This is a genomic window from Psychrobacter aquaticus CMS 56 (assembly GCF_000471625.1).
In the GTDB taxonomy this organism is placed as follows: Bacteria; Pseudomonadota; Gammaproteobacteria; order Pseudomonadales; family Moraxellaceae; genus Psychrobacter; species Psychrobacter aquaticus.
Genome location: NZ_AUSW01000006.1, coordinates 25,653 through 52,299, shown reverse-complemented (window position 1 = coordinate 52,299; position 26,647 = coordinate 25,653). Strand labels below are relative to the sequence as shown.

Sequence of the window (26,647 nt, the reverse complement as noted above, 5' to 3'; positions counted from 1 at the left end):
AAAAATGAGTAAAAACAACGGAGGCAAAAAAAGCCACTGAATAAACAATGGCTGGCGGATGATGGCGATGCTTAAGCGTCACAATAAGCTTTTTATTCTTTCTCTGCAACCAGAGGAGGATTGGACTCTTCTTTAATTAAGATTTTGGCCAAAAATAAACCAAGCTCAAACAATAACCACATTGGAATCGCTAGCATCAACATCGATATGCCATCAGGTGGCGTAACGACTGCGGCCACCGCAAAACAACCAACAATAATATATCGGCGTTTTTCCTCTAGGCTCTGAATGGAGACAATGCGCGCCAATATCAACAGCAAGGTAACAACTGGAATCTCAAATGTTAACCCAAACACCATAAACAGTTTCAGTGCAAAGCTTAGATAGCTGTCGATATCTGTCATCGGCAATACGTTTTGTGGCGCAAACGTGATAAAGAATTTCAACACTCCTTTAAGCACAATAAAATAAGAAAAAGCCACACCAGCATAAAATAAGAAGATGGAAGACATCAGTACTGGGATGGCAATTTTCTTTTCTTTTTTGTATAGACCGGGTGCAACAAACGACCAGATTTGATACAGGATAAAGGGCATCGCCAAAAATGCGGCAACAAATACGGTCAGACGTATCGGTGCCATAAAGTTCGAAGTGATGTCTGTCGCAATCATGGTTGAATTGGCGGGCAACTGTGCAACTAAGGGATTTGATAAGAAATTATATAGCTCGCGTGAAAACCCTGCCAAAGCTAAGAAGATCACTAAGACAGCTACACATATCTTGATTAAGTGCCGACGCAGCTCAATCAGATGTTCGGTGATAGGCATGTCAGCCAATGTGCTTAACACATCGGTAGATTCATCATTAGGAGTGGTCGCGGTCGCGGCTTTGATATCTGAATCAGCAATATCTGAATCGGTGACTTTTTCTTGGCGGCTTTTTTTGCGTTTGAATAACATCATGAATCAGTCACCTGTTCCTTTACAGCAAACTCTTTACCTAAATGACTGTTTAATAAAGCATCAGCCTTATAATTAGGTAAATACGGCGGTACGGGCAGACGACGGGCTTTATCATAAGCGCCAAGACGGAACCACATGTTTTCCCACGGTCGGGTGGTGAGAGGTTGAATAGTTTGACGAGTATCATTACGAGAAGCGTTTTTTATATTCTCGTCATCCCCTTTCTTAGCAACTTGTTCAGTACCTTGTATTGATAACGGCTCATGATTTTGTGATTGTTTATCCTGAACGTCTTCATTGTTAGCAATGTCGCTCTCGCCACGTTTATTATTAGACGCAGTTTGCGACGGCTTTAAATTCTGGCTCTGAGAATGCTCAAACTCTTTCATGTTGCCGCGTATCTCTGCCATTTCTCGCCTCATATCCGCCTCAGTTTGACGAATTTTGGCAAGCTCTTTTTGCATGAGTTGCCGTGTCTCAGCCAAGTCAAGCTCAGCCTCTATTTCAGACTGCAAAGTAGAGACCGTCCGGCGTATTTTGGCATACCATTGCCCAGCCGTACGCGCTGCCTGAGGCAGTTTTTCTGGGCCCAAGACAATTAAGGCAATGACGCCAAAGAGAAGTAATTCCGAGAACCCAATATCAAACATAATGGTTGAATGTCACTATCTAAGTGCTAAGTGTGGCAGGCTAAGTGCCGCAGGTATTATACGTTGTGCTTATCATCAACAGGGGTGGCGCTGATATCGACATCACTAATTTTGGTGCTTGCTGAGTGATTTGTATTTGTCGTTCGTGCATTGCCATCGTGGTCAAGGACAACCTGCTTTTTAGCATGATCTGTATTTTCGTCTTTGACGGCTTCTTTAAAACCTTTGACAGCGCCGCCCAAATCCTTGCCAGCGTTTCTAAGTTTTGAAGTGCCAAATACGACAACGACAACCACTAGTAATATCAGCCAATGCGTAATAGAAAAACTGCCCATAATGGTATCCTTGTAACTTAGTTTTCAATCTTTATATGAATGCTTTGTGTTTGTAAGAAAACTTACCTATAGTCAGTTCAAAATAAAAAAGTCATTCATATAGTTGTTCAAAGTAACGTACGACTGACATAATTCTTTCAATTGGAACGACTACATTAAACAAAAAACATCGACATATAATACGAGGTAAAACAGAGCTATATTATAACCTGCAGTTATGACAAAAAGGTGAAAACAACAATAATCAAACAGGGTAGTTGCTTAATTTATAGTCAAGCCACTATAAAAGAGCGTCAGCGAGACTGGCATCAATTTCTCGCAGCCTCTGTCGGCGTAAACACAGCAAGCTAGAAAAATTTATACCAGTTCCGTATCATGATGTCGTGTATTCATTTTACTTGGTATCGACTATTGAGTAGCTTAAGTTATCTAGCCGCTTTTTCATCGATACCTGAGAGACCAAAGCGCCGTCCCAGCTCGTTCAACACGGCGTCTGACTCTATGTCGAACCACGCTAAACCAACTAATGTGTGAAACCAGACATCTGCCACTTCATAGATGAGCTCATGGCGTGCTTCGTCGTATTGAGCTTTGTCTTTACTTTCATCACAATTGGCAAAATCTTTGGCAGCGATGATACTCTCTACGCTTTCCTCGCCAACTTTCTCTAAAATTTTATTCAAACCTTTTGCGTATAAACTGGCGACATAAGAGCTGTCGCTATCTGCCTGCTTACGTTCTGCTAAGACTTGGTCAAGCTGTTGTAACACAGAATAATTGTTGGTTTGAATGTGAGTAGTGTCAGAATCGGTGTCGGCCGTATTATTCGCCGTCGTATCGTCGGCTTGCAGGTGAGTATGGCTTGACTTGTTTGAGGTATAAATATCGGTAGGGTCTTTTAATACCTTGTCAACGGTTTGCCACTCAGGTGTTTGTCCAGACAAATCTAAACGCTGATAAAAACAAGACTCTCGCCCTGTGTGACAGGCGATACCACCTGCCTGAGTGACACTAAGAACGATTACATCTGCATCACAGTCCAAGCGAATATCGTGTACGGTCTGCGTATGCCCTGATGACTCACCTTTATGCCATAATTTGGCGCGTGAACGGGAAAAATAAACTGCTGTCTGCGTTTGTGCGGTCAGTTGTAAGGCTTCAGCGTTCATCCAAGCCATCATCAAAATACGCCCAGACTCATGATCTTGCGCGATAGCAGGGATCAAGCCATCAGCATTAAAATTTACGGCAGCCAGCCAAGTAGGTAAAGTCATCATTTATCCGTCTTCTTTATGGGTAAAAATAATAGGTTGTTCTGATATAGTCAATTCACGATAAAGTGAATACTGTTAGGACAAATTTTCGCAGCCTCTGGCAGCAACGGCACAGCAAACAAGAAAAGTTATGCTAACAGCATTTTATAATAGTTATATCTCTTTTATTTAGGATCAACTGTAGCGTTTGGCTTGTCTCATAGTCCATCTTATACTTAAACATAGCTTAAGCTGACATTCAATCTATTTGGGAGAGAATCTGCAACTCGATGACAATTTTGATGGCAAAGTTTATTAAGATAGCTTTTACTGCTAGATTATTATAGTTGTTGTTTACTTGGCTAGGAATAAAAGTTTCCTTGGCAAAACAGCGCACTATCTGCTAAAATAGCGCCTCCCACCTCGAGGCAAATAGAGGTTTAGGGCTTGTTTTTATAGCCACTATCCGTTATTGACTATTTGACGACCAGGTTCTATCAAAGACAAAGAGGCAAATCATCATGAAAGTTAAGATGAAAACCAGAAGCGGTGCAGCTAAACGCTTCAAAAAAACAGCGAACGGCTTTAAGCGTAAGCAAGCATTCAAAAGCCATATCTTGACCAAGAAATCAGCTAAGCGTATTCGCCAGTTGCGCGGTCTAAAGATGGTGGACAAGTCTGACGAAGCAGCAGTTCGTCGTATGTGCCCATACATCTAGTAGGCTATCGTCATTTATCTTTAATTAAGCGCTGTTTAATGAATAGCGACTGAATTAAAAACATCTGACTTTGCAATCTGATAACGATGTCTATTATTCAATGACATCGTGATTCGTTTAACAGTAATTAAAGAAATCTTGGAGTAATTTATGGCCCGTGTAAAACGTGGTGTACAGGCGAATCGTCGTCACAAAAAAATCCTAAAACGCGCAAAAGGCTACTACGGTGCCCGTTCACGTGTTTACCGCGTAGCGGTACAGGCAGTGACCAAAGCTGGTCAATATGCTTATCGTGACCGTCGCAACAAAAAACGTACTTTCCGTCGTCTTTGGATTGCACGTATCAATGCTGGTGCACGCTTAAACGGCTTAAGCTATAGCCGCTTTATCAATGGCATGAAAAAAGCTAACATCGCAATCGATCGTCGCGTACTTGCTGACATCGCTATGCATGATGCAGCGACTTTCACCGCATTGGTCGAAAAAGCAAAAGCGGAATTGGCCTAAATATTAACCGTCCTTTAGGTATCACGCTTCTTTAAGCAGTTATCTAGATGGATAGGACTAATATTGATTAATAGTATGATATTAATAAAAGCTACCGCTGGTCGGTGGCTTTTTTTATAGTATTAATTTTAATATGATATAGTCAGGTCAATATAAAAAAGAGTCAGCGAAACGGGGGTAAATTTACTGTCACCTCTGTCTGCGCAGGCACAGTAAGCAAGAAAAATTTGTACCAGTCTCTCGCTATAATGCTGTAGCTCTTTTATTTAGGATCAACAATAGCGTTGATAATCAATCAGGATTTAAGCTGTCTAAATATTCAAGCCATTTATATCATTGGCTTTTTTTAAAATGGTTGGGTAAATGGTTTGCAATATTTGGTCAAATCCCTACAATTAATAGTCCGTTCAAATCAGGAATAATGCGTCTTATGACTAACCCTGCTGCCACCAACGACTTGTCGGCGCTACCGACCTTGTCTTCAGAGCTCAATGAGCTTAACGAAGCTCAACTCACCGAATTTGCAAATGCTGCTGAAGCGTTCATTGTACAAGTCACTGATGCGCGTACACTGCAAGATTTGCGTGTGCAATTGACTGGTAAAAAAAGCCTATTAACTGGCTGGTCAAAGCAAATGGGAAAACTAGATGCTGATGACAAAAAAACCTACGGCGGCTGGTTGCATCAGGTGCGTAGCCGCATTCAGCAAACACTGACAGACCAACAGCAACAGCTAGAAGTAGCAGCGCTTAATGCCAAGCTAGAAAGCGAAAGCATTGACATTACCTTACCTGCTCGCGGTGGTCAAAAAGGTCACTTGCATCCAGTCACGATGATTACCCAGCGTATGCAGCAGTATTTTATTCAAGCAGGATTTAACGTGGCAACTGGCCCCGAAGTCGAGAGCGACTACTATAACTTTGAGGCGCTTAATATCCCGTCGCACCATCCTGCACGCGCGATGCATGACACCTTTTATTTTGATGCACATTATCTATTACGTACGCACACCAGTCCGGTACAGATTCGTACGATGGAGAAAAATGAGCCACCGATTCGTATTGTTTGCCCCGGTCGTGTGTACCGCAATGACTCTGACCAAACCCATTCACCGATGTTTCATCAGCTAGAAGGGCTTATGGTGACTGAGTCGAGCACTTTCGCTGAGCTAAAAGGCTTGATTAGTGAGTTTTTAGAAGCGTTTTTTGCCAAAGAACTGACCGTGCGTTTTCGTCCGTCATTTTTCCCATTTACTGAGCCTTCTGCTGAAGTAGATATCCTCGATGATAATGGTAAATGGCTTGAAGTCATGGGCTGCGGTATGGTGCATCCACAAGTACTAACCAATTGCGGTATTGATGCTGAAAAATATACAGGCTTTGCTTTTGGGATGGGTATTGAGCGCTTTGCGATGCTGTATTATGGTATCGATGATTTGCGTTTGTTTTTCCAAAACGACGTACGCTTCTTAAAACAGTTTGGCTAGATTGTCGCTTTCGGTTGTTAATATGCATACGACTACCTTTACTCCAAAATCTTTATTATAAAATTCTGATCCGAGATATTTATGAAAATTAGCGAACAATGGTTACGTCAATGGGTAAATCCCAAGAATACCAGTGAGCAATTGGCTGAACAGTTAACCATGGCAGGGTTAGAGATTGACGATCGTTATGCGGTTGCTCGTGCCTTTAGTGGTGTGGTCGTTGGTGAAGTCATCAGCGTCGAGCTGCATCCAGATGCGGATAAGTTGCGCGTTACGCAAGTAAATATCGGCGATGCTGAGCCGTTACAAATTGTTTGCGGTGCGCCTAATGTGACGGTCGGTATGAAAGTGCCAGTTGCCACCGTTGGTGCAGTATTGCCGAGTGATGATGCCAGTAATAAAGAGACAGGTTTCAAAATTAAGAAAAGCAAGCTGCGCGGTGTTGCCTCTAACGGTATGCTGTGCGGTGCTTCTGAAATTGATTTGGTGGATAACATTGATGGTTTGCTTGAATTACCTGAAGATGCGCCAATTGGTAAAGATATCCGTGAATACTTAGGATTAGACAATCAGATACTCGATATCTCGATCACGCCAAATCGTGGCGATTGTTTTAGCGTCCGCGGTATTGCTCGCGAGATCTCAGTCATTAATGACTTATCTATGCAAATGCCAGAAGTCGCTGATAATGTAGCCGTCGTTGATAACGGCGCGATACCAGCGGTGACAGTGAGTGCAGTAGAAGCGTGTCCTCGTTATTTATTGCAGTCAATTAGTGATATTGATCGTAGCATCGATACGCCAAAATGGATGCAAGATGCGTTGGTTCAGTCGGGATTACGTTCGCATAACTTCTTAGTTGATGTGACCAATTATGTGCTGATGGAGTTAGGTCAACCATTACATGCGTTTGATGCTGATAAGATCAAAGGCGATATTGTGGTACGTTTGGCACAGCCAGATGAAACCATTACCTTGCTTAATGAGCAAACTATTACGCTGACTGGCGATGAGTTGGTTATCGCTGATGATGAAGGTGCACTTGCCCTTGCAGGTATCATGGGTGGTCAGCGCAGTAGTATTACTGACAGTACAACTAACATCTTGTTAGAAAGCGCCTTTTTTGACCAACTTGCTATTGCTGCGCGCGCACGCCGTTTTGGACTGCATACCGATGCCTCACAGCGTTTTGAGCGTGGGGTCGATTTTGAGTTGCCAAAAATAGCACTGGCACGAGCTTGTAATTTAATCACTAGCATCATGGGTGGCCAAGCTGGTCAGATAGTAGCGGTCGAAAACCTTGAGCACTTACCGAAACGTGCGCCAATCGCGTTGCCAATCGCTAAAGTACGTGATGTCATCGGGATTGAAATTGACCCATCAGAGATGGTGCGTATCTTGACTCAATTGGGCTTTGAGGTAGAGCAACAAAGCGAGGCACTTGTTTGCAAGCCACCATCTTATCGCTTTGATATGAGCATCAAAGAAGACCTCATTGAAGAAATTGCGCGTATCTATGGCTACGACAATATCCCAAGCGTCTTGCCACACCTGCAAGTGAGCATGGATTATGATGATACCGCAGATCTAACTCACGAAATGAAGCTGGCATTAGTCGATAATGGTTATATGGAAGCGATTAGCTTCAGCTTTAGTGATGCCAAAATAGAAGCCTTGCTGGATGATGATGCGCTAGGAAAAGTCCTGGCACTGGCAAATCCTATTTCTAGCGATTTAGCCGTAATGCGCCGTACTCTGCTGTCAAGCTTATTGCCATGTGTACAGTATAATTTAAACCGTCAGCAGCCGCGCGTACGTTTTTTTGAGACGGGCCTTAGCTTTGTCGGACAAAGTATTAGCGAGTTGGTACAAACGCCAAGCATCGCTTTGGTGGCAGTTGGTGATATATGGGACGAACAAGCCTATCAAAACCGTGCGCTAGATTTTTATGACTTAAAACATGATATTGAGCAGCTGTTACCAGCGCAAATTGATAACGTACGTATCCGCTATGAGCGCAGTGGGCTGACCTTTTTGCACCCAGGCCAAAGTGCCAAATTGTATATCGATGATGAATATATCGGTTGGCTGGGACAATTACATCCTAATACTGCCAAGCAATTAGACTTACCAGCCACTTGGGTCGCTCAATTGTCACTTGCACCATTGTTAGCGCTTGCCCGTGAGCAGCATGCAATCACCACGCCAAGCAAATTTCCACAAGTTCGCCGCGATATTGCTATCTTGGTAGATAGCGACATCAGTTTACAGACACTGACATCGACTATGCGTGCGGCTGCTGGGAAACTGTTGACCAATTTATGGTTATTTGATGTTTATCAAGGTAACAAAGTACCCGCAGGTCAGCGTTCGTTAGCCTTTGCATTAATATGGCAAGAAAGTACGCAAACGTTGTCTGACGAAGCCGTAAAAACTGCGACTGATAACGTTGTACGAGCACTGGTTGACCAGCACGGCGCGCAACTGCGTGACAGCTAAAATTTAGTATTGACAACACATAATGCTCTGTAGTCTTTTGATCTGGCTTACAGAGCATTGCTTTTTATAGGAATTGTTATTGGTAGAGTATGCTAAGTAATTATTAATAAAGGATTTTAATGCAGTCTTTGTTAAAAAGAGGGTAAAAAACCTTTATAATAATCAACAGTCATCCTCATACCGCTAAACCATAATATGAGACATCACGACATAGCATAGGAGTCGTACTGTGAACACCTTAACCAAATCTGACATGATTGAGCATTTGATGAGTCATCTTAACCTAACACGCCAAGAAGGTCGTTGTCTGGTAGAAAACTTTTTTGATGAATTGTCAGAAAGTTTGATCGATGGCAAAGAAATTAAGCTCTCAGGGTTTGGTAACTTTGAGCTAAAAGACAAAAATAGTCGTCCAGGTCGTAACCCCAAGACAGGAGAGCCTGTTGCGGTTTCTGCACGTCGTGTGGTGACTTTCAAAACTGGGCAAAAATTTCGTCAAAAGGTTGATGAGCGTTTATTTGATACCTAAGATAAATTTACGTGTCAGTATTGTCGTTTTCGTTCAGATTGAGGACACGCCCTAATTTCAAAAAATATGGTTAGCTGTGTCAAACTGATTAGGCTTAATCAATGTCATACAGACACACGTTTTCCCTTTTAATTAAAAATGTGAAAATGACGTTAGTAATTAGGTTATGTTATTTGAAATCATAAATGACAAACATAAAAAAAGAGAGCAAAAGCTCTCTTTTTTTACTACAGTATATTTATTGCTTAAGCAATAAAATTACTGAGCTGGTTCTTCAACAACTACAACTTCGTCAGCGGCGTCAACAGCAGCAGGATCAGTAGCAGGAGTTTCGCTAGCTACGTCTACGCTAGTAGTAGCGCCGTCTACAGGAACTTCAGCGTCCATTTCTTCAGTAGCAGTGGCAGCTTGAGCAGCAGCAATTTCAGCTTCAGCACCGGCAACAGCAGCATCAGCGTCAGCAGTAACTTCGCCTTCAGTAGCAGCTTGGTCTAGCTCTTGTGAAGCATCAGTCACTTCTTCTTGCGCGTCAGATAAATCTTCAGCAGCGTTTTCTTTGTTGCTGTCACAGGCAGTTAGGCCCATAGTTGCAGTCATGATACCAGCTAGAGCAAGTAATTTTAAGTTCATAAGGTTTTCTCCGGGAAAATGAAATGAGCAGTAGCAGCAACAAAGGTTGAAATCCGAGATTTCTCAGAATTCAACTCATCTTAGTCACAGCTACTCAGCTTCCACGCATTCTATATGTTTTTTATTTAAATAGAAATAGTCCGTACAATTAAGTAACAATATAAATGAAAAAATTATTTTAGATTGTCTGTTTAATATAATTTCTCATACAAAAATATGAATTAACATAAGTATAATCAACAACATCACTCACTCTAGAGTGCTGTTCCGAAGTTTGATTTCTATGATATTGCCAATCTTCTACAGTACTTGTATAGGTGCAATTGTGATGAAACGAGCTAATCGGGTGATATTGCGCTAACAATTATATTATATGAATAACTGTCAATACGACTCTTGATGTATATCGTATGTTTGAGGAATAAAATTATGAAATGGCAAGGCAGACGAGGCAGTTCTAACGTACGTACCAGTAAGGGCGGCGGAAAGATGATCGGCGGTGGTATCGGCGGTATTATTATAGCAGGTATTTTGTGGTTGGTGTTTGGAGTAAATCCAATGACCGCCCTGCAAACGGGTCAAGCAGTCACCGGTGGTGGGGATAGCGCATCTACTGAACCTGCAACCAGTACCGATAGAGACACACAGTTTGTGAAAGTGGTATTAGCCGATACCGAAGAAGTATGGCATCAAATATTCAACGAAGCAGGCAGTACTTACAAAGAGCCATCATTAATTCTCTTTAATGGTCAAGTCAGTTCAGCTTGTGGTAGCGCTAGCTCTGCGACTGGCCCATTCTACTGCCCAGGCGATCAGACTATTTATTTGGACACGTCGTTTTTTGTGGAGATGCGTCAGAATCTAGGGATTGTGGGCGATGAACAAGGCTCTGGTGGTCAAGATAACCAAGGTAAGGCGGGTGATTTTGCTCAAGCTTATGTTATCTCGCATGAAGTCGGTCATCATGTTCAGACATTATTGGGTATCAGTCAGCAAGTGAGTGAGGCCAGTCGTCAAGTCACGCGTGCAGAAGCCAATAAGTTATCTGTGTTACAAGAGCTACAGGCTGATTGTTTTGCGGGCGTCTGGGCGCAGCGTAATCAAGCGCGAGTACAGTTCTTGGAAGCGGGTGATATCGATGAAGCCATCAATGCCGCTAGCCAAATCGGTGATGATCGCTTAGCACAAGCAAGTGGCGGTGCGGTAGTACCTGACAACTTTACGCATGGCACCAGTCAGCAGCGTGTTCAATGGTTCACTCGTGGATTGGAAAGTGGCAATATCCAATCTTGTGATACTTTTAGTGGTGCGCTTTAAAAACAGTGATGCATTATGAGCATGTCACGAAAAAATGAAAATGCATAAAAAAGCCTGCAATTGATTGCAGGCTTTTTATCATCTTTTATCTAGTACCATCCAACCAATTGTCAAATGGTATCAGAGTAGAAAGATTTAGTTGTTATCAATAACATAACCTGCACCTGCACCGACTGCTGCACCAGCTAATGCACCGCGTGCGATGTCTTTACTGTCGCCTTTACTTCTGATAAGAGCACCCGCAGCAGCGCCAGCTGCTGCACCTTTGGCGGTATTGCTCACACCGCTATTGAATCCGCCACTTGCTGCGCAGCCACCCATAATAAGAGCAGAGCTGGTAAGCGCAGTCATTGCGATAGTTTTAGCAAATTTCATAGTATCACCTGTTAGGTTATCAAGTTGTTTTATCAAAATTAAAAGACGATATTCTTACATCTAAGTTTGATAGCAAGGTATGTTTATTCTGCTTTTGATATTACTCTATTCAACTGTTTCTAGGCGTAGTAAAAGCGCTAAGCTTTGCAAGCAACTTGTAAAATATGTTTCTCCACTGTGTCGATGTATTGAAGCATTCATGTTATTTTTTATTAATCATATAGCCGATACTGAATAAAACTGATACAAGACATTATAAAGTGAGACTGGCAAAAAATTTTCTTTCTGTGCCTACGCCGAGAGAGTCTGCGAAACTTCTCGTTTAAAGATAAGCATACCATTCCCCGCTGTATCATTTTTATCATGAACTCACTATGTAAAATTGACCGCGTTTACTGGTGACTTTTTTGGTGCTATAAAAAAAGACCACCAGCAGGCGGTCTTGATTGTAAATGTCGTACATCTATTATATTTTATCGTTCATCCACTATATTTAGCCAATCACTTAAAAAGCAATAGGTTTGACTTAGTTTTGTGATTTGCGTTTCATCTGCTCAAAGAACTCATCGTTGGTTTTCGCTTCTTTTAGGCGATCCAATAAAAATTCAGTGGCTTGAACCCCGTCCATTGGCTGTAGCAATTTACGTAAAATCCAAATTTTACGCAGTTTGTCTTCATCCAGCAGACGCTCTTCGCGGCGTGTACCAGATTTTTTGATATTCATCGCAGGGAAAACACGTTTTTCTGCCAAATCGCGCTCAAGCGTAATTTCTTGGTTACCCGTGCCTTTAAATTCTTCAAAGATAACGCTGTCCATCTTACTGCCCGTATCAATCAGCGCACTGGCAATAATGGTCAAACTACCGCCTTCCTCAACGTTACGTGCTGCACCAAAGAAACGTTTTGGGCGCTCTAAAGCATTGGCATCCAAACCACCAGTCAACACTTTGCCTGAAGAGGGTATAACGGTGTTATAAGCACGGGCAAGACGAGTAATAGAGTCAAGTAGGATGACAACATCTTGTTTGTGCTCGACCAAACGTTTGGCTTTTTCGATGACCATTTCGGCGACTTGTACGTGACGCTGTGGCGGCTCATCAAAGGTAGAGGCAACCACTTCACCGCGAACAGTACGCACCATCTCTGTGACTTCTTCTGGACGTTCGTCGATTAGTAGCACGATGAGATAACACTCGGGATTGTTACGAGTAATCGACTGAGCGATGGTTTGTAACAGCATCGTTTTACCAGCTTTTGGCGGTGCGACAATGATAGAACGCTGACCTTTACCAATCGGGGCGATGAGGTCAATAATACGACCGGTCAAATCTTCAGTCGTACCGTTCCCAAGCTCCAGCTTTAACTGTTCCGTAGGGAATAGCGGCGTTAAGTTCTCAAAGATCAGCTTATGACGTGAGCGATCTGGTGTGTCAAAGTTGATCTCACCAACCTTTAATAAGGCAAAATAACGCTCAGAATCCTTGGGCGGACGAATCGTACCAGCAATACTATCGCCAGTTTTGAGGCTGAAACGGCGGATTTGGCTAGGGCTGACATAAATATCGTCAGGACCGGCCAAATAAGAGCCTTCTGATGAGCGCAAAAAGCCAAAACCGTCAGGAAGAACCTCAAGGACGCCGTCACCATATATGGCTTCGCCGTTACGGGCATGCGTTTTTAAAATAGCAAAGATAATGTCTTGTTTACGGCTACGCGCCATGTTGTCAAGACCCATTTCTTTGGAGATGGCCAGTAGCTCAGCGATTGATTTTTTCTTTAATTCAGTTAGATTCATAGATAGGTCATTAGCAATTGATCAGATGAGAGATGCCATTAGCAGCACAAGTCACGACATTGATTAAAACAACGATAGTGTGGCGATAGAGGATGCGTGCACAGAGCTAAAAATTATGTAGTTTGGATGTTGCGTGTCAGCTTATGTACGAATTGCAATCAGTCAATGCAAGGTAATAAGAAATAAAGATAAAAAGGCTACATAAGAGTCTGCGTCAAAAACTCAGTATCAGTAATTTTGTTTAGTCATTTCGTTTAGCAATGGTATTTATAACGACGATTGTGTTTTTGTTGATAAACACGAGGAGAATAGCGATAAGACATTTAGGAAAACCGTTAGTTTTCTCTTGTCAGCAGACTATACGGTCTTCACAATGGCGTTGTCAATAAATTTTGCCAAAAAATTCATATAATTGCGTTTTTTGCATAAAAAATAAGCAAAAAAGCCACTATCTACGTTAGATAATGACTTTTTCAATGATCGCGTTGCTTTTATAAAATGCTCGCATAAAATTGATGAAGGCAAGCAAAGCGCAACTTATAAATGCTTGTCTAGTACCTTGGCCAATTCAGCTTTTGGCTGTAGACCCATGACTGAATCAACTTTTTCGCCATCTTTAAATACAAATAGCGTTGGGATATTACGAATACCAAAACGGCTGGCGGCTTGTGGGTTATTATCCACATCGACTTTGACGATTTTAACTTTGCCTTGGTACTCAGTCGCTAGATCTTCTAAAATAGGGGCGATTGCTTTACAAGGACCGCACCAAGTTGCCCAAAAATCTACCAATACAGGCACGTCTGATTGCAATACGTCTTGGTCAAAGTTTGCATCGGTGGTGTTTACAATAAGGTCTGACATAGTTTTATCTCTCTTGTTTTATTATTTCTATGATCAGTCAGCAAGACTCATATTGGTTTAATAATAGGCCAGTGACTGGTTAAAGAATCGTTTAGAAGTGGTAAAAATGTGCCATTATATTAACATGTTTGCTCACGCTTAGCAGAGTCAGTCTGGTTAAATTGTTTAACAATTACGATTAGCACAATAAATCGAAACACAACGACACAGGTTATGTTTTGTCTGTCACTTGTTTTATTGATGGCTATAGTCGATTCTACATAAAACAGATATATTATATTCCAACGCTGAACTGGTATAAATTTTTCTGGCTTGCTGTGCCTGCGCAGCTCGATGCTGCGAACCTTCTCGTTTAAAGATAAGCATTCCAGTCCTGCTGACTCATTTTTATACTGAAATTACTATAGCGTTGCTTCAAATCCTTGATTGGCTCAAACTGTCATTCATAACTGAGTGAGACGTTCATAGGATCGTTCACTCATATAAATACCCCACTATATAAGTAGTCCGTTTTATGCCTTTTACTGAAGAAGAAGTCCTTACTCTAAACGCCCAAGAAAATGCTTATCCGCTTGAATTTTTTCGAGCATTTGCGCAAGACATTACCGTCTATCAAGACGACGATATTTGGGTAGTCGACAAGCCCGCAGGACTGTTAAGCGTCGATGGTAAAACGTTGAAGGTGAGTTTGCTGGCGCGACTTGAGCGCGCCAATCCAGCGGTCAAGCTGATTCATCGCCTTGATATGGATACGTCGGGATTGCTGATTTTTGCAAAAAATGCGGCGGCACAAACCCATATCAGTAAGCAATTTATTGAGCGTTTGCCCCAAAAAAGATACCAAGCACGTGTCTTTGGCAAGTGGGAGAACGTGGGCGCAACTGGTGAGATATCCGTGCCAGTACGTTACGAGCCGACGACTAAACCACGCCATATCGTCGATCATGACTGGCCAAAACATGCATTGACCTTATATGAAGTGCTGGCTCATGAAGAATGCAATGGTCAGACAGTCACGCGAGTCATGTTAAAACCAGTGACGGGTCGTAGTCATCAGCTGCGCGTTCATATGGTACATGTCGGTCATGTGATGATTGGAGACCCAATTTATGCGGAAGGCGCGGCATTGGCTATCGCCCCAAGGCTCAATTTACACGCCCAGCAACTGCGCCTTAAGCATCCCACGCTTGGCGCATGGATGGATTGGGAAAGTCCTAGCCCTTTTTGAGTCAATATGATTACTGGTAGGTTTAGATTGTTAGTTTAGGACGGGCAATTCAGAATAGAAGTGGTACATACAGTTATGATGTTCTACTGGTATGAATTTTTCTCGCTGGCTGTTCGCAAGCGTGACAGAGGTTTCAAAAAATTCATCCCAGTAGAACTGTACTCTTTTTAAATGGATAAGCTATATAAACGTTATTGCGTAAAAAATCATGCAAGTACAGGGATGCATGCAAATACAAGGATGAAAAGTATGCTTGATATCATTACTTTCAAACAGGCGGTTAAAAATCGTCTTAAATTAAAAAAATCCTCTTTGGATACGCCAGTGGATTATGAGGTCCTTATCATCGGTGCAGGAATTGCTGGTGTAGGAATGGCCTGCCGATTACAGCAGCAAAAGCACAAGGGGTTATTTGGTCATAAAAATCCTAGTAAATCAAAGCGTAATCACCCGAAGCCTCACAAGAAAAAAACGACTCAACGATTTGCGATATTAGAAAAGCGAGCAGATTTGGGCGGAACATGGGATTTATTTACTTATCCGGGCATTCGCTCTGACTCTGATGCATTGACTTTTGGTTATAGTTTTCGCCCGTGGTTAGACCATAGGATGCTGGCAAAAGGGGGTGATATCAAACGTTATATCGCGGATACAGCCCGTGAATTTGGTATTACCGAGCATATTCGCTATCAGCATGAAGTGCAGCAGCTGTCTTGGTCAAGTATGACTCAGCAATGGACGGCGATGGTGAAAAATCATAGTAATGGTGACGTATTTACTTTGACCGCCAAATTCGTGGTGGGTGCGACTGGCTATTACGATTATGAGCAAGGCTATCGGCCTTATTTTGACAAAGAAGAGGCGTTCCAAGGTCGCATTGTCCATCCACAGCATTGGCAGAACCTCAATTATCAAGATAAAAAAATCGTCATTATCGGTAGTGGTGCTACCGCGATGACGTTGCTACCCGCATTAGTAGACGAAACTGCCGAGCAATGCGTGCGCCATGTCACCATATTGCAACGTTCGCCCACGTATGTGGCCAGTGTATCGGGCGATGATTATGCACTTGACTGGCTATCTGGTAGGTTTTCTCCTTTATCAAAAGAGCAAGCTTACAGGGTGCTGCGCGCCCGCAATGTGTTGGTGCAACAAGGTACCTACCGAGCGGCTGTCTTTGCGCCCAAGGCCATGAAAGCGCTATTAAAACACGGCGTTAAAACTGAGTTAAAAGGTAGTGATGTGGACGTGGCGCATTTTGTACCCGATTATAATCCTTGGGATGAAAGGCTTTGTGCGGTGCCAGACGGTGATTTGTTCAAAGTCTTACATGGCAAACGCGCTGACATAGTGACGGATCAGGTTCGCCACTTTACTAAAACAGGCATCCTGCTCGAATCTGGTCAGCATCTCGATGCCGATATCATTGTCACTGCGACTGGGCTAAAGATACAAATGCTTGGCGGTGCTACCGTATATATCGATGGTCATGCTGTTGATATCGGGACTCGTATGACCTACAAGGCCACCATGATTGAAGGGGTGCCAAATATGGTGGCACTGTTTGGTTACACCAATGCCTCATGGACGCTAAAAATTGACTTGGCATGTCAGTATGTCATGCGCTTGCTGGGTTACATGCACAAGCACCGCTATCAAGTGGCATTGCCACACGCAACGACCGACCATGCCGAAGCACACATTCAAGCAGATACGGTTATGGGTGCATTATCGGCAGGATATGTGCAGCGGGCGAAAGACAGGCTGCCAAAGCAAGGCGATCGCTATCCTTGGTACGTGACCAATAATTATCTCAGCGACCGCGTGATGCTTAAGTACCGTAAAATAAAGGACAACTGGCTACACTTCAGTCGTTAATAACGATGAATGGCTATGAGCGGTTATCAATAAAATCTGCCACTTGCTTGCTGAGCATTTGCCATAAAGTCTCTTGCGCGCTTTCACTGCCCCAAGCATTGTGCGGGCTAAATATCACCCGTGGATGATCGGCAAAGGTTAATAGAGGATCATCGCTTGTGATCGGTTCTTGTTCGAAAACGTCGCTGGCATAGCCGATGATTTGCTCACTATTGATTGCATCAGTCAATGCCTGACTGTCGACAATACCGCCGCGCGCGACATTGACAATAAGTGGCTGCTTTGTCATTTTTGCCAAGGTGTCTTGGTTAATAAGATGCTGGGTTTGTTCGTTTAATGGGCAATGCAGGGTGATAACATCCGAGCGGGCGAGTACTTCATCAAACGCTGTGTAATCCTCATTACGCGGCGCTTGTCCTTGATGCTCTGCCCAAAGTACGGTCATACCAAAGGCGCGGGCGATTTCGGTAACGCGTTTACCAATGGTACCGACGCCAATAATACCCAACGTTTTATTTTCTAAATCTATCAGCGGGATATCAAGCAGACAAAAATTACCGTTTGCTAGCCACGTGCCATCAGCGACTTTTTGATGATAATAAATACCTGCGCGCATAGCCGTCAGCATCAGCATAAATGTGTGCTCAGGGACGCTTTTGACCGCATAACCAGCGACATTGTAAAGCGCGACATCATGCTTATTGCAAGCGTCTTGATCGACGTTATTCATTCCTGTGGCAGTTAATTGGATCAGCTTTAGTTTGGGCAAGCTTGCAATCACATCAGCGCCAATCTGCACTTTATTGGTAATGATAATGTCTGCGTCCTTACAGCGTTCAATGATAAGATCAATGTCTTTTGGCGTGTCATTATAAGTGACGTAATCGCTCACACCTGCTGGTGCTGGTAAGTCAATGCCATCAGAAAAAGTGCCTTTGTCTAAAAAAACCGCTTGCATGAGTCATCCTTAGTTATTGTTTTGATGTCGAGAGTGATGAGCGTCTTAATGTAGCACGTGATAGTTCTTAGTCGAAAACGAATCTTAGTCAAAAACGAATCTGTTTTATTCAAAAACGAATTTGCCAAATATCTTATAATATCAATGGCTATCGTAAGCCCTCTCTTGAAAATTCAACTTAACGCACTCATCTAGCCGCTAACGTTATATAATGGTTCGGTTTAACGGTTGGCTTGTTTTATATTACAGCATCGCGCGCACGTTTTTTGATGTAATGCTGCGTGAGTCACTTTAGCCGTATTATAGCCATCATAGCTATCTATTTTCTTATCATCTGAGTACAAAAAGACATCGCCCTATGACTATCTCTATCGCTTCATTGCACAGCACCGAATTTGCCGTTGGTCAACGTTATTTATCTGATACGGAGTCCGAGCTGGGCTTAGGTGTGGTCATCGATGTCGATGACCGATGTGTCCATATTTTATTTCCTCAAAGCGAAGAAACACGCGTCTATGCCAAAAACTCTGCGCCACTATCACGCGTAGTGTTCAAAGTAGGCGATAGCATCTACGACCAAGATGGCAAGTGCTATACGGTCAATGCTGTCGATGAAGTCATGGGCGTACTCAAGTACGGGGTCGATGAGCACGAAAGAGGCATCATGGAGACGCGTCTGGCGGCCAATATTACGCTCGCAAAACCGCTTGAGCGTCTGCTGGCAGGGCGTATTGAACGCGGTGATTGGTATGAGCTGCGTCAAGATATCTTGCGTATGCAGTCGGCGCTGGCAGGTCATCCGCTCAAAGGGTTGATGGGCGCACGCGTTGATATCATTGAGCATCAGCTCTATATCGCGCATGAAGTCGGCAAACGCATCGCGCCGCGTGTCTTACTGGCGGATGAAGTGGGCTTGGGCAAAACCATTGAAGCAGGTTTGATTATTCATCAGCAGCTACTCACTGGTAAGGCTGAGCGTGTGCTCATCCTTGTGCCAGACAGTCTGCAATATCAGTGGATGATTGAGCTGCGCCGTCGTTTTAATCTAAACTTTGCATTGTTTGATTTGGTACGTACTGCTGCGATTAAAGAGCACGATCCTGAGCAAAACGTCTTTGCTACTGAGCAATGTATCATCGCTGGTATGGATCTGTTGCTTGACCATCCTGACTTATATGACCAAGCGATGGAGGTAGGGTTTGATTTGTTGGTCGTTGATGAGGCGCATCACCTGCATTGGGATGAGGCGCAAGGCGGCAATGATAAGTACGACTTGATTGCAGATTTTGCCGAAGAAACACCAGGCGTCATGCTATTGACAGCGACCCCTGAGCAACTGGGTGCCCAAAGCCATTTTGCGCGTTTGCGCCTGTTAGATCCAGATCGCTTTGATGATTTAGATGAATTTATCGATGGTCAACAGGCCTTTGCTGAGACAGCAGCCGTCGCTGGCGTGTTAATAGAAGATAAGCCCGTAAGCGATGGGCAAATTGCCGCGTTAAGCAGCTTACTGGATATTAGTACTGACGAGCTCGCGGCAATCAATGACGATGAAAAATTGCGAACGTATGCGCTCAATGAGTTGCTTGATCGTCATGGTACTGGGCGTATCCTCTTCCGTAATACGCGTGAAAGCGTCAAAGGGTTTTATGGTCGTAGTAGTCAGCCTTATCCACTGCCATTGCCTGATGCATGGAAAGACAGCTATCAAACCAACGGCAAATTACGTGAGCAATTATGGGGTGAAGAGAATCAGCCTGATGGTGGCTGGCTAGAAGACGACCCACGCGTGTCTTGGTTGATTGATATCTTGCGAGGCGAGCTTAAGCACAAAAAGGTCTTATTGATTGCTCGTAGTGGCGCGACCGTTGAGAGTTTAGAGGCGGTATTGCGTCTGCATGCAGGTATTAAGACCGCTATCTTTACTGAGCAGATGACCTTGCTCGAGCGTGACCAAGCGGCGGCGTTCTTTGCGGATAGCGAAGGCGCACAGATATTATTGTGTTCAGAGATTGGCTCAGAAGGTCGTAACTTCCAATTTGCCAGCCAGTTGATACTATGGGATTTGCCCGCCAATCCAGATACGCTAGAGCAGCGCATCGGTCGCCTAGATCGTATCGGACAAACGCAGCAAATTATGTTGCATGTGCCATATGTCCAAGGCACGGCGCAAGAGCGTCTTTATCAATGGTATAACAATGCCTTGAATATGTTCAATCAGATTTCACCAACGGCACAAAGCGTACAAGAGCAGTTTATTCAAGAACTAAAACCGATGCTTGAAGGTGCTGATACCGCCGATAATCGTACGACGTTACAAGACGTCATCGCAGCAGCGCTACAAACGCGATTGGGGCTGGAAGCACAGCTACAAGCAGGTCGTGATCGCTTGTTAGAGTATAACTCGTGCCGCCCGCGTGTCGCTGGTCGTATTGCCGATGCCATGCGTGATTTTGATGGACACAATCTATTACCACAGTTTATTGAGCGCTTTTTTGCCTCAGCCAATATCGATCACAATATCCAACGTGATGGCTCGTGGGTTATTGCCCCGATTGATAGCACCGAGATTAGTGATTATATCGATGGCTTACCGCTTGGTGATGAAGATGGTATGACCTTGACATTTGAGCGTGAGCAAGCGTTGCAGCGTGAAGATATCGAATTTATCACGCATGAACATCCTCTGATGCGCGCCATCTATGAGCTGGCAAGTACCAGCACCTTTGGTAATACCACGGTTGCGATGCTAAAAAGCGCTGCTGTGCCACAAGGCATGGTGCTACTCGAAGTGAACTTCCGCGTTGAAGCGATTGCGCCAAGATTACTCAATTTGCCCGCGACCTTAACCACGCAAAATATCCGTGTTTTTATCAGTGAGCAAGGCAGTGATTTATCCGCACGTATCAGTGCCGACATGATTATGCCGCATATCGATCGCTTAGATAAAAACCGTGCACGCCAAGTCATTAAAGCACGTGGCGACGTGATTGAGCAGCGTTATTATGAAGCAGAAGACATCGCTCGCCAGCAGTTGGTGGAGATTGGTGAACAAGCGAGTGAGCGCTTTAGCCAACAGTGGTCACGTGAAATCAAACGCCTAAAGCATCTACAGACCATCAACCCCAACGTCCGCCCTGCAGAAATCGAACGCTTAGAGCAGCTAAAAGCTCAAGGCGAGCAAGCGCTAGGCAATTTATCTTTAGTACCAGATTCTATTCGTGTGCTGGTGGCAGTGAAGCCATAGGTTTGTGAGAATATTAAAAAACGAGGTGTATCAGACATCTCGTTTTTTATGGTGAATACTTTTTTTATCGATTTTTTATTCTGTATTGCTTCGGTTAAATAAGCCGAGCGATACTTACAAGTAAGCGGTTAGTCTCTAGTCAAAGCCATCAATATTGGGTAAGATGTTTACCTTGCTAATTTGTAACAAATGCCTAGGTAACAAATACTGAGTGATAGCACTGCTATGACTGTATTTCCTGTTCTAAAATCTCGCTTGTGTATGGTTAGCAAGTGATTTCATATTATTTTAAATTCAAACGCAAAGGAGCTGTCGCAATATCATAATTATATTGATATCGCTGGGTGCTGGGCGTTTTTTGTAAAAATAAGGAAACATATCGTCATGTCCGATTATTCGCAACTGATTGATGAGCTGCTTACTACCGTAGCGCTTATCGAAGTGACCCCTGATGTCTTTGAAGGGAAGAGCCATGACTATGTTGGCAGTCGTATTTTTGGCGGGCAAGTGCTGGCGCAAGCGATTATGGCGGCGGCGCATACACTGGATAAAGACAAGCCTTGTCACTCATTGCATGGATATTTTTTGCGCGGTGGCGATATCAATCAGCCGGTTATTTATCAAGTGCGCCGCTTGCGTGACGGCCGCAGCCTGTCTGCGCGTGAAGTGACCGCCATTCAATACAAAGAGATGCGCGGTAAGCCGCCCATCGAGCAAGTCATATTTTCGATGATTGCGTCGTTCTCACCGATGGAAGAGGGTTTGGAGTACCAAGAAGATATGCCCGTTTATCCGCCGCCTGAAGATTTGCTGGCCGAGCAGGATTTAAAAGAAGAGTATGTGGGCAAAGTGCCAGATGCGCTCAAAGCACGCTTTATGCGTCGTCGTCATGTGGAGATTAAACCTGTCAAACCGCGTGACCCTATTCATCCAGAGCCAATGAAACCCAAACAGGCTAACTGGTTACGTATCCGCGAGCTGGGCAATCAGCCAGTGGCTATTCAGCAAGCTTTATTGGCATTTTCGTCGGACTTCTATTTGGTAGGCACAGGGCTAATGTCTCACGGTGTCAGCTTTATGACCAGCGGTTTGCAAGCTGCCAGTATCGACCATTCGATGCATTTTCACCGTGATTTTGATCTAAATAAATGGATGCTATATGACATGTGGAGTGATACCACATCTAACGCCAAAGGTCTAAATCACGGACAGTTTTGGCAGGATGGCAAGCTGGTCGCCACGGTACAACAAGAAGGTTTGATGCGTCTGCGTGTGCCCAAGTCCTAGAATCCAGCCTTAAAAGTTTAATTCTTAAAAGCTGTTCCAAAATTTAGACTTAAAATTCAGAACGTTCAATGATAAAAAAGTTCTAAGCCCTACCTTTAAAAATAATTTTAAAAATAGCGCTTAGAGTTTACAGTTAAAGTTTTATTATCGATTCTGAATTTAACGCTCAATAATTTTTATCATAGCGCGAGGCAGTCCTAAACTGTCTTGCGCTTTTTGTTCTGATAACCATTTAAAGGCTATTTCAGCTGCCGCCAATTTCTCATTCAGTTTAGTCATTTGTTTCGCGTTGATGGTCAGTTTTTGCGGTGTTAAATACCAATGAAAATGCGTCAGTGAATGCTTAATAGGATCGTCATCCAGCAATGTGCTACTGGTTGATGCTGCGACTAATTGATTTTCTGTTAGCCATTCATGGATAATCTGCTCAGCGGTGGTGAATTCTGCTTCATATACTTTTTCACTGCTACGTACTTCCAATTTTTTATTATCGCTAGCGTCTGGTTTTTTAGCGGTAGTCTGACCACTTGCCTTACCGTCAATTTTCTCCACAAACTGCAAAGGCAGACTCCATAACCCGCCCCAGATACCGTTATCAGGACGTTGTAGCCACAGTATGTTGCCATCAATATCTTCCATCAATAGCGCATTGCTAAACTTACTGGGTTTGGGCTGCTTTTTTGCTTTAACGGGATAATCGGTCTCGCGCCCTTCAGCATGTGCCAAGCAATCGTCTTTTAATGGACATAATAGACAAGCAGGCTTGCTACGCGTACATAACGTCGCGCCCATATCCATCATGGCTTGCGCAAACAATCCTGAGTTCTCTATTGGGGTTAAACGCTCCGCTAATGCCCATAGATCTTTGGTCGTGGCAGACTTGGTAATATCGCCGTCGATGGCCGCCCAGCGCGTCAGTACACGTTTAACATTGCCATCGCAGATAACGCCATAACGATGTAAGCCCATGGCCATAATGGCTCCAGCAGTTGATGGCCCAACGCCAGAAACCGTCTCCCAGCCTGCAAGCGTCTGCGGGAAATCTCCTGTCTCATCAATCACTGCGACCAGTTGCTTAGCGCCTTTATGCAGATTACGCGCACGTGCATAGTAGCCAAGCCCTGCCCAATGCTCAGCGACAGTATCCCATTCTGCTGCGGCCAAATCTTGTACCGTTGGAAATGATGTCATAAACCGTGCAAAGTAGGGTAGAACGGTGGTGACTTGCGTTTGCTGTAGCATGACTTCTGATAGCCAAACAATATAAGGATTTGGCTTGTCGGTCTGATGTTGTTGCCACGGCAAATCATGGCGGCCATTTTCGGCAAACCAATCAAGAAGGCGCGGGGCGAAGGAGTTTAGAGAAGAGGTGGATTGATTAAAAATTGTTTCTAATGAGGTAGCGTTTGAATTAGCAGTTGGCTGGGTCATAGGCTTTATTATTTAGTTTTTTGAAGGTAAACAATTATACCTGATATGCGTATTTGCTACGACCCAACTTTAAAGTAGTGATATTAAATAACATAATAAAAATAACTACTTAACGATATCGAAAAGTAGAAGGTTATTAATGGTATGGTCGATGTAATTGTAAAGATAAGAGTCGTTACTTATACCATTATTTTCTATCAAAAGATTATAGTGTGGCCCATCTAAGATTTTTTGCGCTAACTTCTGTATTGCTACTCCACTACCACTTTGAATACTAACAACTTGATTTCTGACGATTTTGTTAAAGAGGATCAATATAAAGCTTTTTACAGGATTATCTAAGATATTACTACTCGGTATAGATAGAATATCAGAATTCATGAAACCAAGAAATTCTGAAGCTAAGATGTCTCTATTTGCTAAACTCATAAGCAAACCTTTATCAGTAATATAAATAAATGATAAAAATGCCATAATTATTTGCTCAAGCACTAACAATTTGCTTTTTTCTTTCTCTTCAAAAACAAATAGTGTTTCAATACAACGCACAATCTGTTCAACATTTCTCAGAGATAATTTGCTAATATCCAAAAATCTTGAAGTTTCGTAAATATAATTATTGTCTTTGAATTCTTGTGGAATAACTTTGCTAGCTTGTACCGTGGTTTTAAAAAAAGTGACATTGTTCTCAATAGATATTCCTTCAATATCTTTACTAGTCGTAGGTAGATTAATTTGATATTTAAAAAATTTATATAAATAGCTGTGTGAATCGGTTTCGCTACCATAGCTGTGTTTGATAGTAGCTTTTAACTGTTCCGCATTAGTTATTAAGATGATTTGTACGTTCTCAACATCGAAGACATGCTTGATAGTTTCTAACATCATTACTGCAAAATCTGGACGACACCGATCAAGTTCATCAATCAGGAGTATAACGGGATTGGTAGCTGCTATATCTTTTAAGGCATCTTTAAGTGTTGATAAGTTCTTTTCAGCCTCAGCTTGGTCTTCGATGAGAGATTCTAATGAAAGGTCTATTAACTCCTTTGAACCCTCTTCTATGGTTTCCATACCCTTAGAAAACGCTTCAGGTATATCCGCAGCATAGCGCCCAAAAGCAAAGCCTAATCCTGCCTTCAAACCAATACCACCAACCAAGCGTAAATAAGGAACAGCATTTTTTATCAATCTTTTTCGCTGATAACTTTTTTTAGGATAGAAACTTACAATTTCTGAAATTAAAGTCAATAACGGCTCGTTAGCGTGGTCAGCTTGAAAGGCATTAACATAGCCAACTTTATAATCATTCGTATCGTCCGCTTCAATCAGATTTTTAAGTTTGAAGCAAAACTCCGTTTTACCTGTACCCCATTTACCATCAATGATAAGTGGTGACACATCAATATCTGAATCTAACAACCTAATAATTTTCTCAGCAATGGGTTTACGCGTGAACTCATCTCTGCTACCAAAAGTTAAGTCTTTCATTACGCTGTAATCTGTCATTAAGCACTCTCTATATTTATAATTTTGATATACGATACTTATGTTATACAGATAATACAGACATAAAAAAAGCCCATCAGGGCTTTTATATAGACAATTATTTTTTGAGTAATGAGCCTTGAGCTAAAGTTACTTCCGATTCTGACGTGTACGCTTTTTACGTAGACGTTTTTCTTCTTCTTTAGCTTTACGCTTCTCTTCAGCAGCAAGGCGCTGTTCAGCGACGACGATTTCTTCCACCTCGATCATGGCTGGGGTCTCAAGCGTAATACGACCAATCTTAGCGCTACGCAGCTCATTCACGAGTATCTCAGACATCCGGTAAGTATCGACTTGGTTGCCCGAACGCACACAGCCACGATTGCGACCAGCCACTTCAAAAAATTCCCAATCAGTCTTGGGCAATTCGTCAATTTTATAGCGAGTTTTTAGCAGCTCAGGATAGGCGTGCATCAGGTACTCAGCGGTATAACTGGCAACATCCGCAAAGTCAAAAGCCGTATCTCGAATACCGCCCGTTGCAGCTAAGCGATAGCCAGAGTTTTCGTTTTCGACCTTTGGCCACAGCATACCGGGCGTGTCATAAAGCATGATGTCATCGTCGAGCTTAATAAGCTGCTGCGATTTGGTCACAGCTGGCTCATCGCCCGTTTTTGCCACAGCGCGTCCAGCTAACGTATTAATCAACGTTGATTTACCAACGTTTGGAATACCCATAATCATGGCTTTGATTTGGCGACCTGTCCCGACTTTATTGGGGACGAGTTGTTTACAGATTGCGATGATGCGCTTTACATCATTGGCCTTATCGGTATCGCAAGCAATCGCTTTGACACCATTTTGCTGCTCGAGATGATCCATCCATGCTTGGGTCAATTCAGGGTCGGCAAGATCGGCTTTATTTAAGATTTTGATAACGGGTTTTTCGCCGCGTAAAGCCGCGACCATCGGATTCTCACTACTATGAGGAATGCGCGCATCGATCACTTCGATGACTACATCCATTTGTGGCATGATTTCTTTGATTTCATTGCGGGCTTTGTTCATGTGCCCGGGGAACCATTGAATACTTACTCTCTTATCCATCTGCTTTCGTAACCTTTTTATTCATAAAATTTAGTGCTAAAGATAGATCATGCTTTGATTTTAAACATATCTTTAGTCAATAGTGCCAGTTTACTACAGAAC

Annotated in this window: 22 protein-coding genes; 10 read left to right on the top strand and 12 right to left on the bottom strand. The window is 43.1% G+C overall.

Annotated elements, in window-relative coordinates:
- Positions 1 to 92 precede the first annotated feature (92 nt).
- The 4 genes from tatC to hisI form a co-directional block, all read right to left on the bottom strand.
- Positions 93 to 962, bottom strand: coding sequence for a twin-arginine translocase subunit TatC (gene tatC / locus M917_RS00505; RefSeq protein WP_040641494.1), 870 nt, complete (start codon positions 960 to 962; stop codon positions 93 to 95).
- Positions 959 to 1,612, bottom strand: coding sequence for a Sec-independent protein translocase protein TatB (gene tatB / locus M917_RS00500; RefSeq protein ID WP_021812784.1), 654 nt, complete (start codon positions 1,610 to 1,612; stop codon positions 959 to 961). The genes tatC and tatB overlap by 4 nt, the downstream gene beginning before the upstream one ends.
- A 56-nt stretch (positions 1,613 to 1,668) precedes the next feature.
- A complete protein-coding gene (gene tatA / locus M917_RS00495; protein ID WP_021812783.1) occupies positions 1,669 to 1,947 on the bottom strand; it encodes a Sec-independent protein translocase subunit TatA in 279 nt (92 codons plus the stop codon).
- A gap of 425 nt (positions 1,948 to 2,372) precedes the next feature.
- A complete protein-coding gene (gene hisI, locus M917_RS00490) occupies positions 2,373 to 3,221 on the bottom strand; it encodes a phosphoribosyl-AMP cyclohydrolase (RefSeq protein WP_040641530.1) in 849 nt (282 codons plus the stop codon).
- A gap of 500 nt (positions 3,222 to 3,721) precedes the next feature.
- Between hisI and rpmI the strand changes: the two genes are divergently transcribed.
- From rpmI to M917_RS00465, 5 genes are all read left to right on the top strand, one after another.
- Positions 3,722 to 3,919, top strand: coding sequence for a 50S ribosomal protein L35 (rpmI, locus tag M917_RS00485; RefSeq protein WP_011281253.1), 198 nt, complete (start codon positions 3,722 to 3,724; stop codon positions 3,917 to 3,919).
- 150 nt (positions 3,920 to 4,069) lie between these two features.
- Complete coding sequence (rplT, locus tag M917_RS00480) at positions 4,070 to 4,426, top strand: 50S ribosomal protein L20 (protein ID WP_011281252.1); 357 nt, start codon at positions 4,070 to 4,072, stop codon at positions 4,424 to 4,426.
- A gap of 430 nt (positions 4,427 to 4,856) precedes the next feature.
- Entirely contained in the window at positions 4,857 to 5,912 is a 1,056-nt protein-coding gene (pheS, locus tag M917_RS00475) for a phenylalanine--tRNA ligase subunit alpha (protein ID WP_021812781.1), read from the top strand.
- A gap of 81 nt (positions 5,913 to 5,993) precedes the next feature.
- On the top strand, positions 5,994 to 8,411 hold the full coding sequence (gene pheT / locus M917_RS00470) for a phenylalanine--tRNA ligase subunit beta (protein ID WP_021812780.1): 2,418 nt from the start codon (positions 5,994 to 5,996) through the stop codon (positions 8,409 to 8,411).
- Positions 8,412 to 8,640: 229 nt separating this feature from the next.
- The gene (locus M917_RS00465; RefSeq protein ID WP_021812779.1) at positions 8,641 to 8,940 is read left to right on the top strand and encodes an integration host factor subunit alpha; all 300 of its coding nucleotides are present in this window, start codon (positions 8,641 to 8,643) and stop codon (positions 8,938 to 8,940) included.
- A 258-nt stretch (positions 8,941 to 9,198) separates the two neighbouring features.
- On the opposite strand, the gene M917_RS00460 is transcribed toward M917_RS00465, so the two are convergent.
- Positions 9,199 to 9,570 (bottom strand): hypothetical protein, encoded by a 372-nt coding sequence (locus M917_RS00460; protein WP_021812778.1) that lies wholly within the window; start codon positions 9,568 to 9,570, stop codon positions 9,199 to 9,201.
- 429 nt (positions 9,571 to 9,999) lie between these two features.
- Between M917_RS00460 and ypfJ the strand changes: the two genes are divergently transcribed.
- Positions 10,000 to 10,887, top strand: coding sequence for a KPN_02809 family neutral zinc metallopeptidase (gene ypfJ, locus M917_RS00455; protein WP_021812777.1), 888 nt, complete (start codon positions 10,000 to 10,002; stop codon positions 10,885 to 10,887).
- A gap of 135 nt (positions 10,888 to 11,022) precedes the next feature.
- Here ypfJ and M917_RS00450 read toward each other — a convergent pair whose 3' ends face one another.
- From M917_RS00450 to trxA, 3 genes are all read right to left on the bottom strand, one after another.
- Positions 11,023 to 11,262, bottom strand: a complete 240-nt coding sequence (locus M917_RS00450; protein WP_021812776.1) for a glycine zipper 2TM domain-containing protein — start codon at positions 11,260 to 11,262, stop codon at positions 11,023 to 11,025.
- A 526-nt stretch (positions 11,263 to 11,788) separates the two neighbouring features.
- Positions 11,789 to 13,057, bottom strand: a complete 1,269-nt coding sequence (gene rho / locus M917_RS00445) for a transcription termination factor Rho (protein ID WP_021812775.1) — start codon at positions 13,055 to 13,057, stop codon at positions 11,789 to 11,791.
- Between the two features lie 537 nt (positions 13,058 to 13,594).
- Positions 13,595 to 13,921, bottom strand: coding sequence for a thioredoxin (gene trxA / locus M917_RS00440; protein ID WP_021812773.1), 327 nt, complete (start codon positions 13,919 to 13,921; stop codon positions 13,595 to 13,597).
- Between the two features lie 514 nt (positions 13,922 to 14,435).
- On the opposite strand from trxA, the gene M917_RS00435 reads away from it, so the two are divergent.
- Together M917_RS00435 and M917_RS00430 are read left to right on the top strand one after the other, a co-directional pair.
- On the top strand, positions 14,436 to 15,149 hold the full coding sequence (locus M917_RS00435) for an RluA family pseudouridine synthase (protein ID WP_021812772.1): 714 nt from the start codon (positions 14,436 to 14,438) through the stop codon (positions 15,147 to 15,149).
- 312 nt (positions 15,150 to 15,461) lie between these two features.
- On the top strand, positions 15,462 to 17,027 hold the full coding sequence (locus M917_RS00430) for a flavin-containing monooxygenase (protein WP_040641529.1): 1,566 nt from the start codon (positions 15,462 to 15,464) through the stop codon (positions 17,025 to 17,027).
- Positions 17,028 to 17,040: 13 nt separating this feature from the next.
- Here M917_RS00430 and M917_RS00425 read toward each other — a convergent pair whose 3' ends face one another.
- Entirely contained in the window at positions 17,041 to 17,985 is a 945-nt protein-coding gene (locus M917_RS00425; RefSeq protein WP_021812770.1) for a D-2-hydroxyacid dehydrogenase, read from the bottom strand.
- Positions 17,986 to 18,343: 358 nt separating this feature from the next.
- Here M917_RS00425 and rapA point away from each other — a divergent pair, with 358 nt between their 5' ends.
- Both rapA and M917_RS00415 read left to right on the top strand, forming a co-directional pair.
- A complete protein-coding gene (gene rapA / locus M917_RS00420; protein WP_021812768.1) occupies positions 18,344 to 21,232 on the top strand; it encodes an RNA polymerase-associated protein RapA in 2,889 nt (962 codons plus the stop codon).
- 384 nt (positions 21,233 to 21,616) lie between these two features.
- Positions 21,617 to 22,519 (top strand): acyl-CoA thioesterase, encoded by a 903-nt coding sequence (locus tag M917_RS00415; RefSeq protein ID WP_021812767.1) that lies wholly within the window; start codon positions 21,617 to 21,619, stop codon positions 22,517 to 22,519.
- Between the two features lie 159 nt (positions 22,520 to 22,678).
- Here M917_RS00415 and mutY read toward each other — a convergent pair whose 3' ends face one another.
- The 3 genes from mutY to ylqF all read right to left on the bottom strand — a co-directional run bounded on the left by mutY (position 22,679) and on the right by ylqF (position 26,545).
- Positions 22,679 to 23,950, bottom strand: a complete 1,272-nt coding sequence (mutY, locus tag M917_RS00410; protein WP_021812766.1) for an A/G-specific adenine glycosylase — start codon at positions 23,948 to 23,950, stop codon at positions 22,679 to 22,681.
- Positions 23,951 to 24,055: 105 nt separating this feature from the next.
- Positions 24,056 to 25,459, bottom strand: coding sequence for a KAP family P-loop NTPase fold protein (locus tag M917_RS00405; RefSeq protein ID WP_021812765.1), 1,404 nt, complete (start codon positions 25,457 to 25,459; stop codon positions 24,056 to 24,058).
- 129 nt (positions 25,460 to 25,588) lie between these two features.
- On the bottom strand, positions 25,589 to 26,545 hold the full coding sequence (gene ylqF / locus M917_RS00400; RefSeq protein WP_040641488.1) for a ribosome biogenesis GTPase YlqF: 957 nt from the start codon (positions 26,543 to 26,545) through the stop codon (positions 25,589 to 25,591).
- Positions 26,546 to 26,647: the final 102 nt, after the last annotated feature.

Bases quoted from the DNA above. Each gene is read 5' to 3' on its own strand.
- tatC (WP_040641494.1), bottom strand. From the start codon at position 962: ATGATGTTATTCAAACGCAAAAAAAGCCGCCAAGAAAAAGTCACCGAT.
- tatB (WP_021812784.1), bottom strand. From the start codon at position 1,612: ATGTTTGATATTGGGTTCTCGGAATTACTTCTCTTTGGCGTCATTGCC.
- tatA (WP_021812783.1), bottom strand. From the start codon at position 1,947: ATGGGCAGTTTTTCTATTACGCATTGGCTGATATTACTAGTGGTTGTC.
- hisI (WP_040641530.1), bottom strand. From the start codon at position 3,221: ATGACTTTACCTACTTGGCTGGCTGCCGTAAATTTTAATGCTGATGGC.
- rpmI (WP_011281253.1), top strand. From the start codon at position 3,722: ATGAAAGTTAAGATGAAAACCAGAAGCGGTGCAGCTAAACGCTTCAAA.
- rplT (WP_011281252.1), top strand. From the start codon at position 4,070: ATGGCCCGTGTAAAACGTGGTGTACAGGCGAATCGTCGTCACAAAAAA.
- pheS (WP_021812781.1), top strand. From the start codon at position 4,857: ATGACTAACCCTGCTGCCACCAACGACTTGTCGGCGCTACCGACCTTG.
- pheT (WP_021812780.1), top strand. From the start codon at position 5,994: ATGAAAATTAGCGAACAATGGTTACGTCAATGGGTAAATCCCAAGAAT.
- M917_RS00460 (WP_021812778.1), bottom strand. From the start codon at position 9,570: ATGAACTTAAAATTACTTGCTCTAGCTGGTATCATGACTGCAACTATG.
- ypfJ (WP_021812777.1), top strand. From the start codon at position 10,000: ATGAAATGGCAAGGCAGACGAGGCAGTTCTAACGTACGTACCAGTAAG.
- M917_RS00450 (WP_021812776.1), bottom strand. From the start codon at position 11,262: ATGAAATTTGCTAAAACTATCGCAATGACTGCGCTTACCAGCTCTGCT.
- rho (WP_021812775.1), bottom strand. From the start codon at position 13,057: ATGAATCTAACTGAATTAAAGAAAAAATCAATCGCTGAGCTACTGGCC.
- trxA (WP_021812773.1), bottom strand. From the start codon at position 13,921: ATGTCAGACCTTATTGTAAACACCACCGATGCAAACTTTGACCAAGAC.
- M917_RS00435 (WP_021812772.1), top strand. From the start codon at position 14,436: ATGCCTTTTACTGAAGAAGAAGTCCTTACTCTAAACGCCCAAGAAAAT.
- M917_RS00425 (WP_021812770.1), bottom strand. From the start codon at position 17,985: ATGCAAGCGGTTTTTTTAGACAAAGGCACTTTTTCTGATGGCATTGAC.
- rapA (WP_021812768.1), top strand. From the start codon at position 18,344: ATGACTATCTCTATCGCTTCATTGCACAGCACCGAATTTGCCGTTGGT.
- M917_RS00415 (WP_021812767.1), top strand. From the start codon at position 21,617: ATGTCCGATTATTCGCAACTGATTGATGAGCTGCTTACTACCGTAGCG.
- mutY (WP_021812766.1), bottom strand. From the start codon at position 23,950: ATGACCCAGCCAACTGCTAATTCAAACGCTACCTCATTAGAAACAATT.
- M917_RS00405 (WP_021812765.1), bottom strand. From the start codon at position 25,459: ATGACAGATTACAGCGTAATGAAAGACTTAACTTTTGGTAGCAGAGAT.
- ylqF (WP_040641488.1), bottom strand. From the start codon at position 26,545: ATGGATAAGAGAGTAAGTATTCAATGGTTCCCCGGGCACATGAACAAA.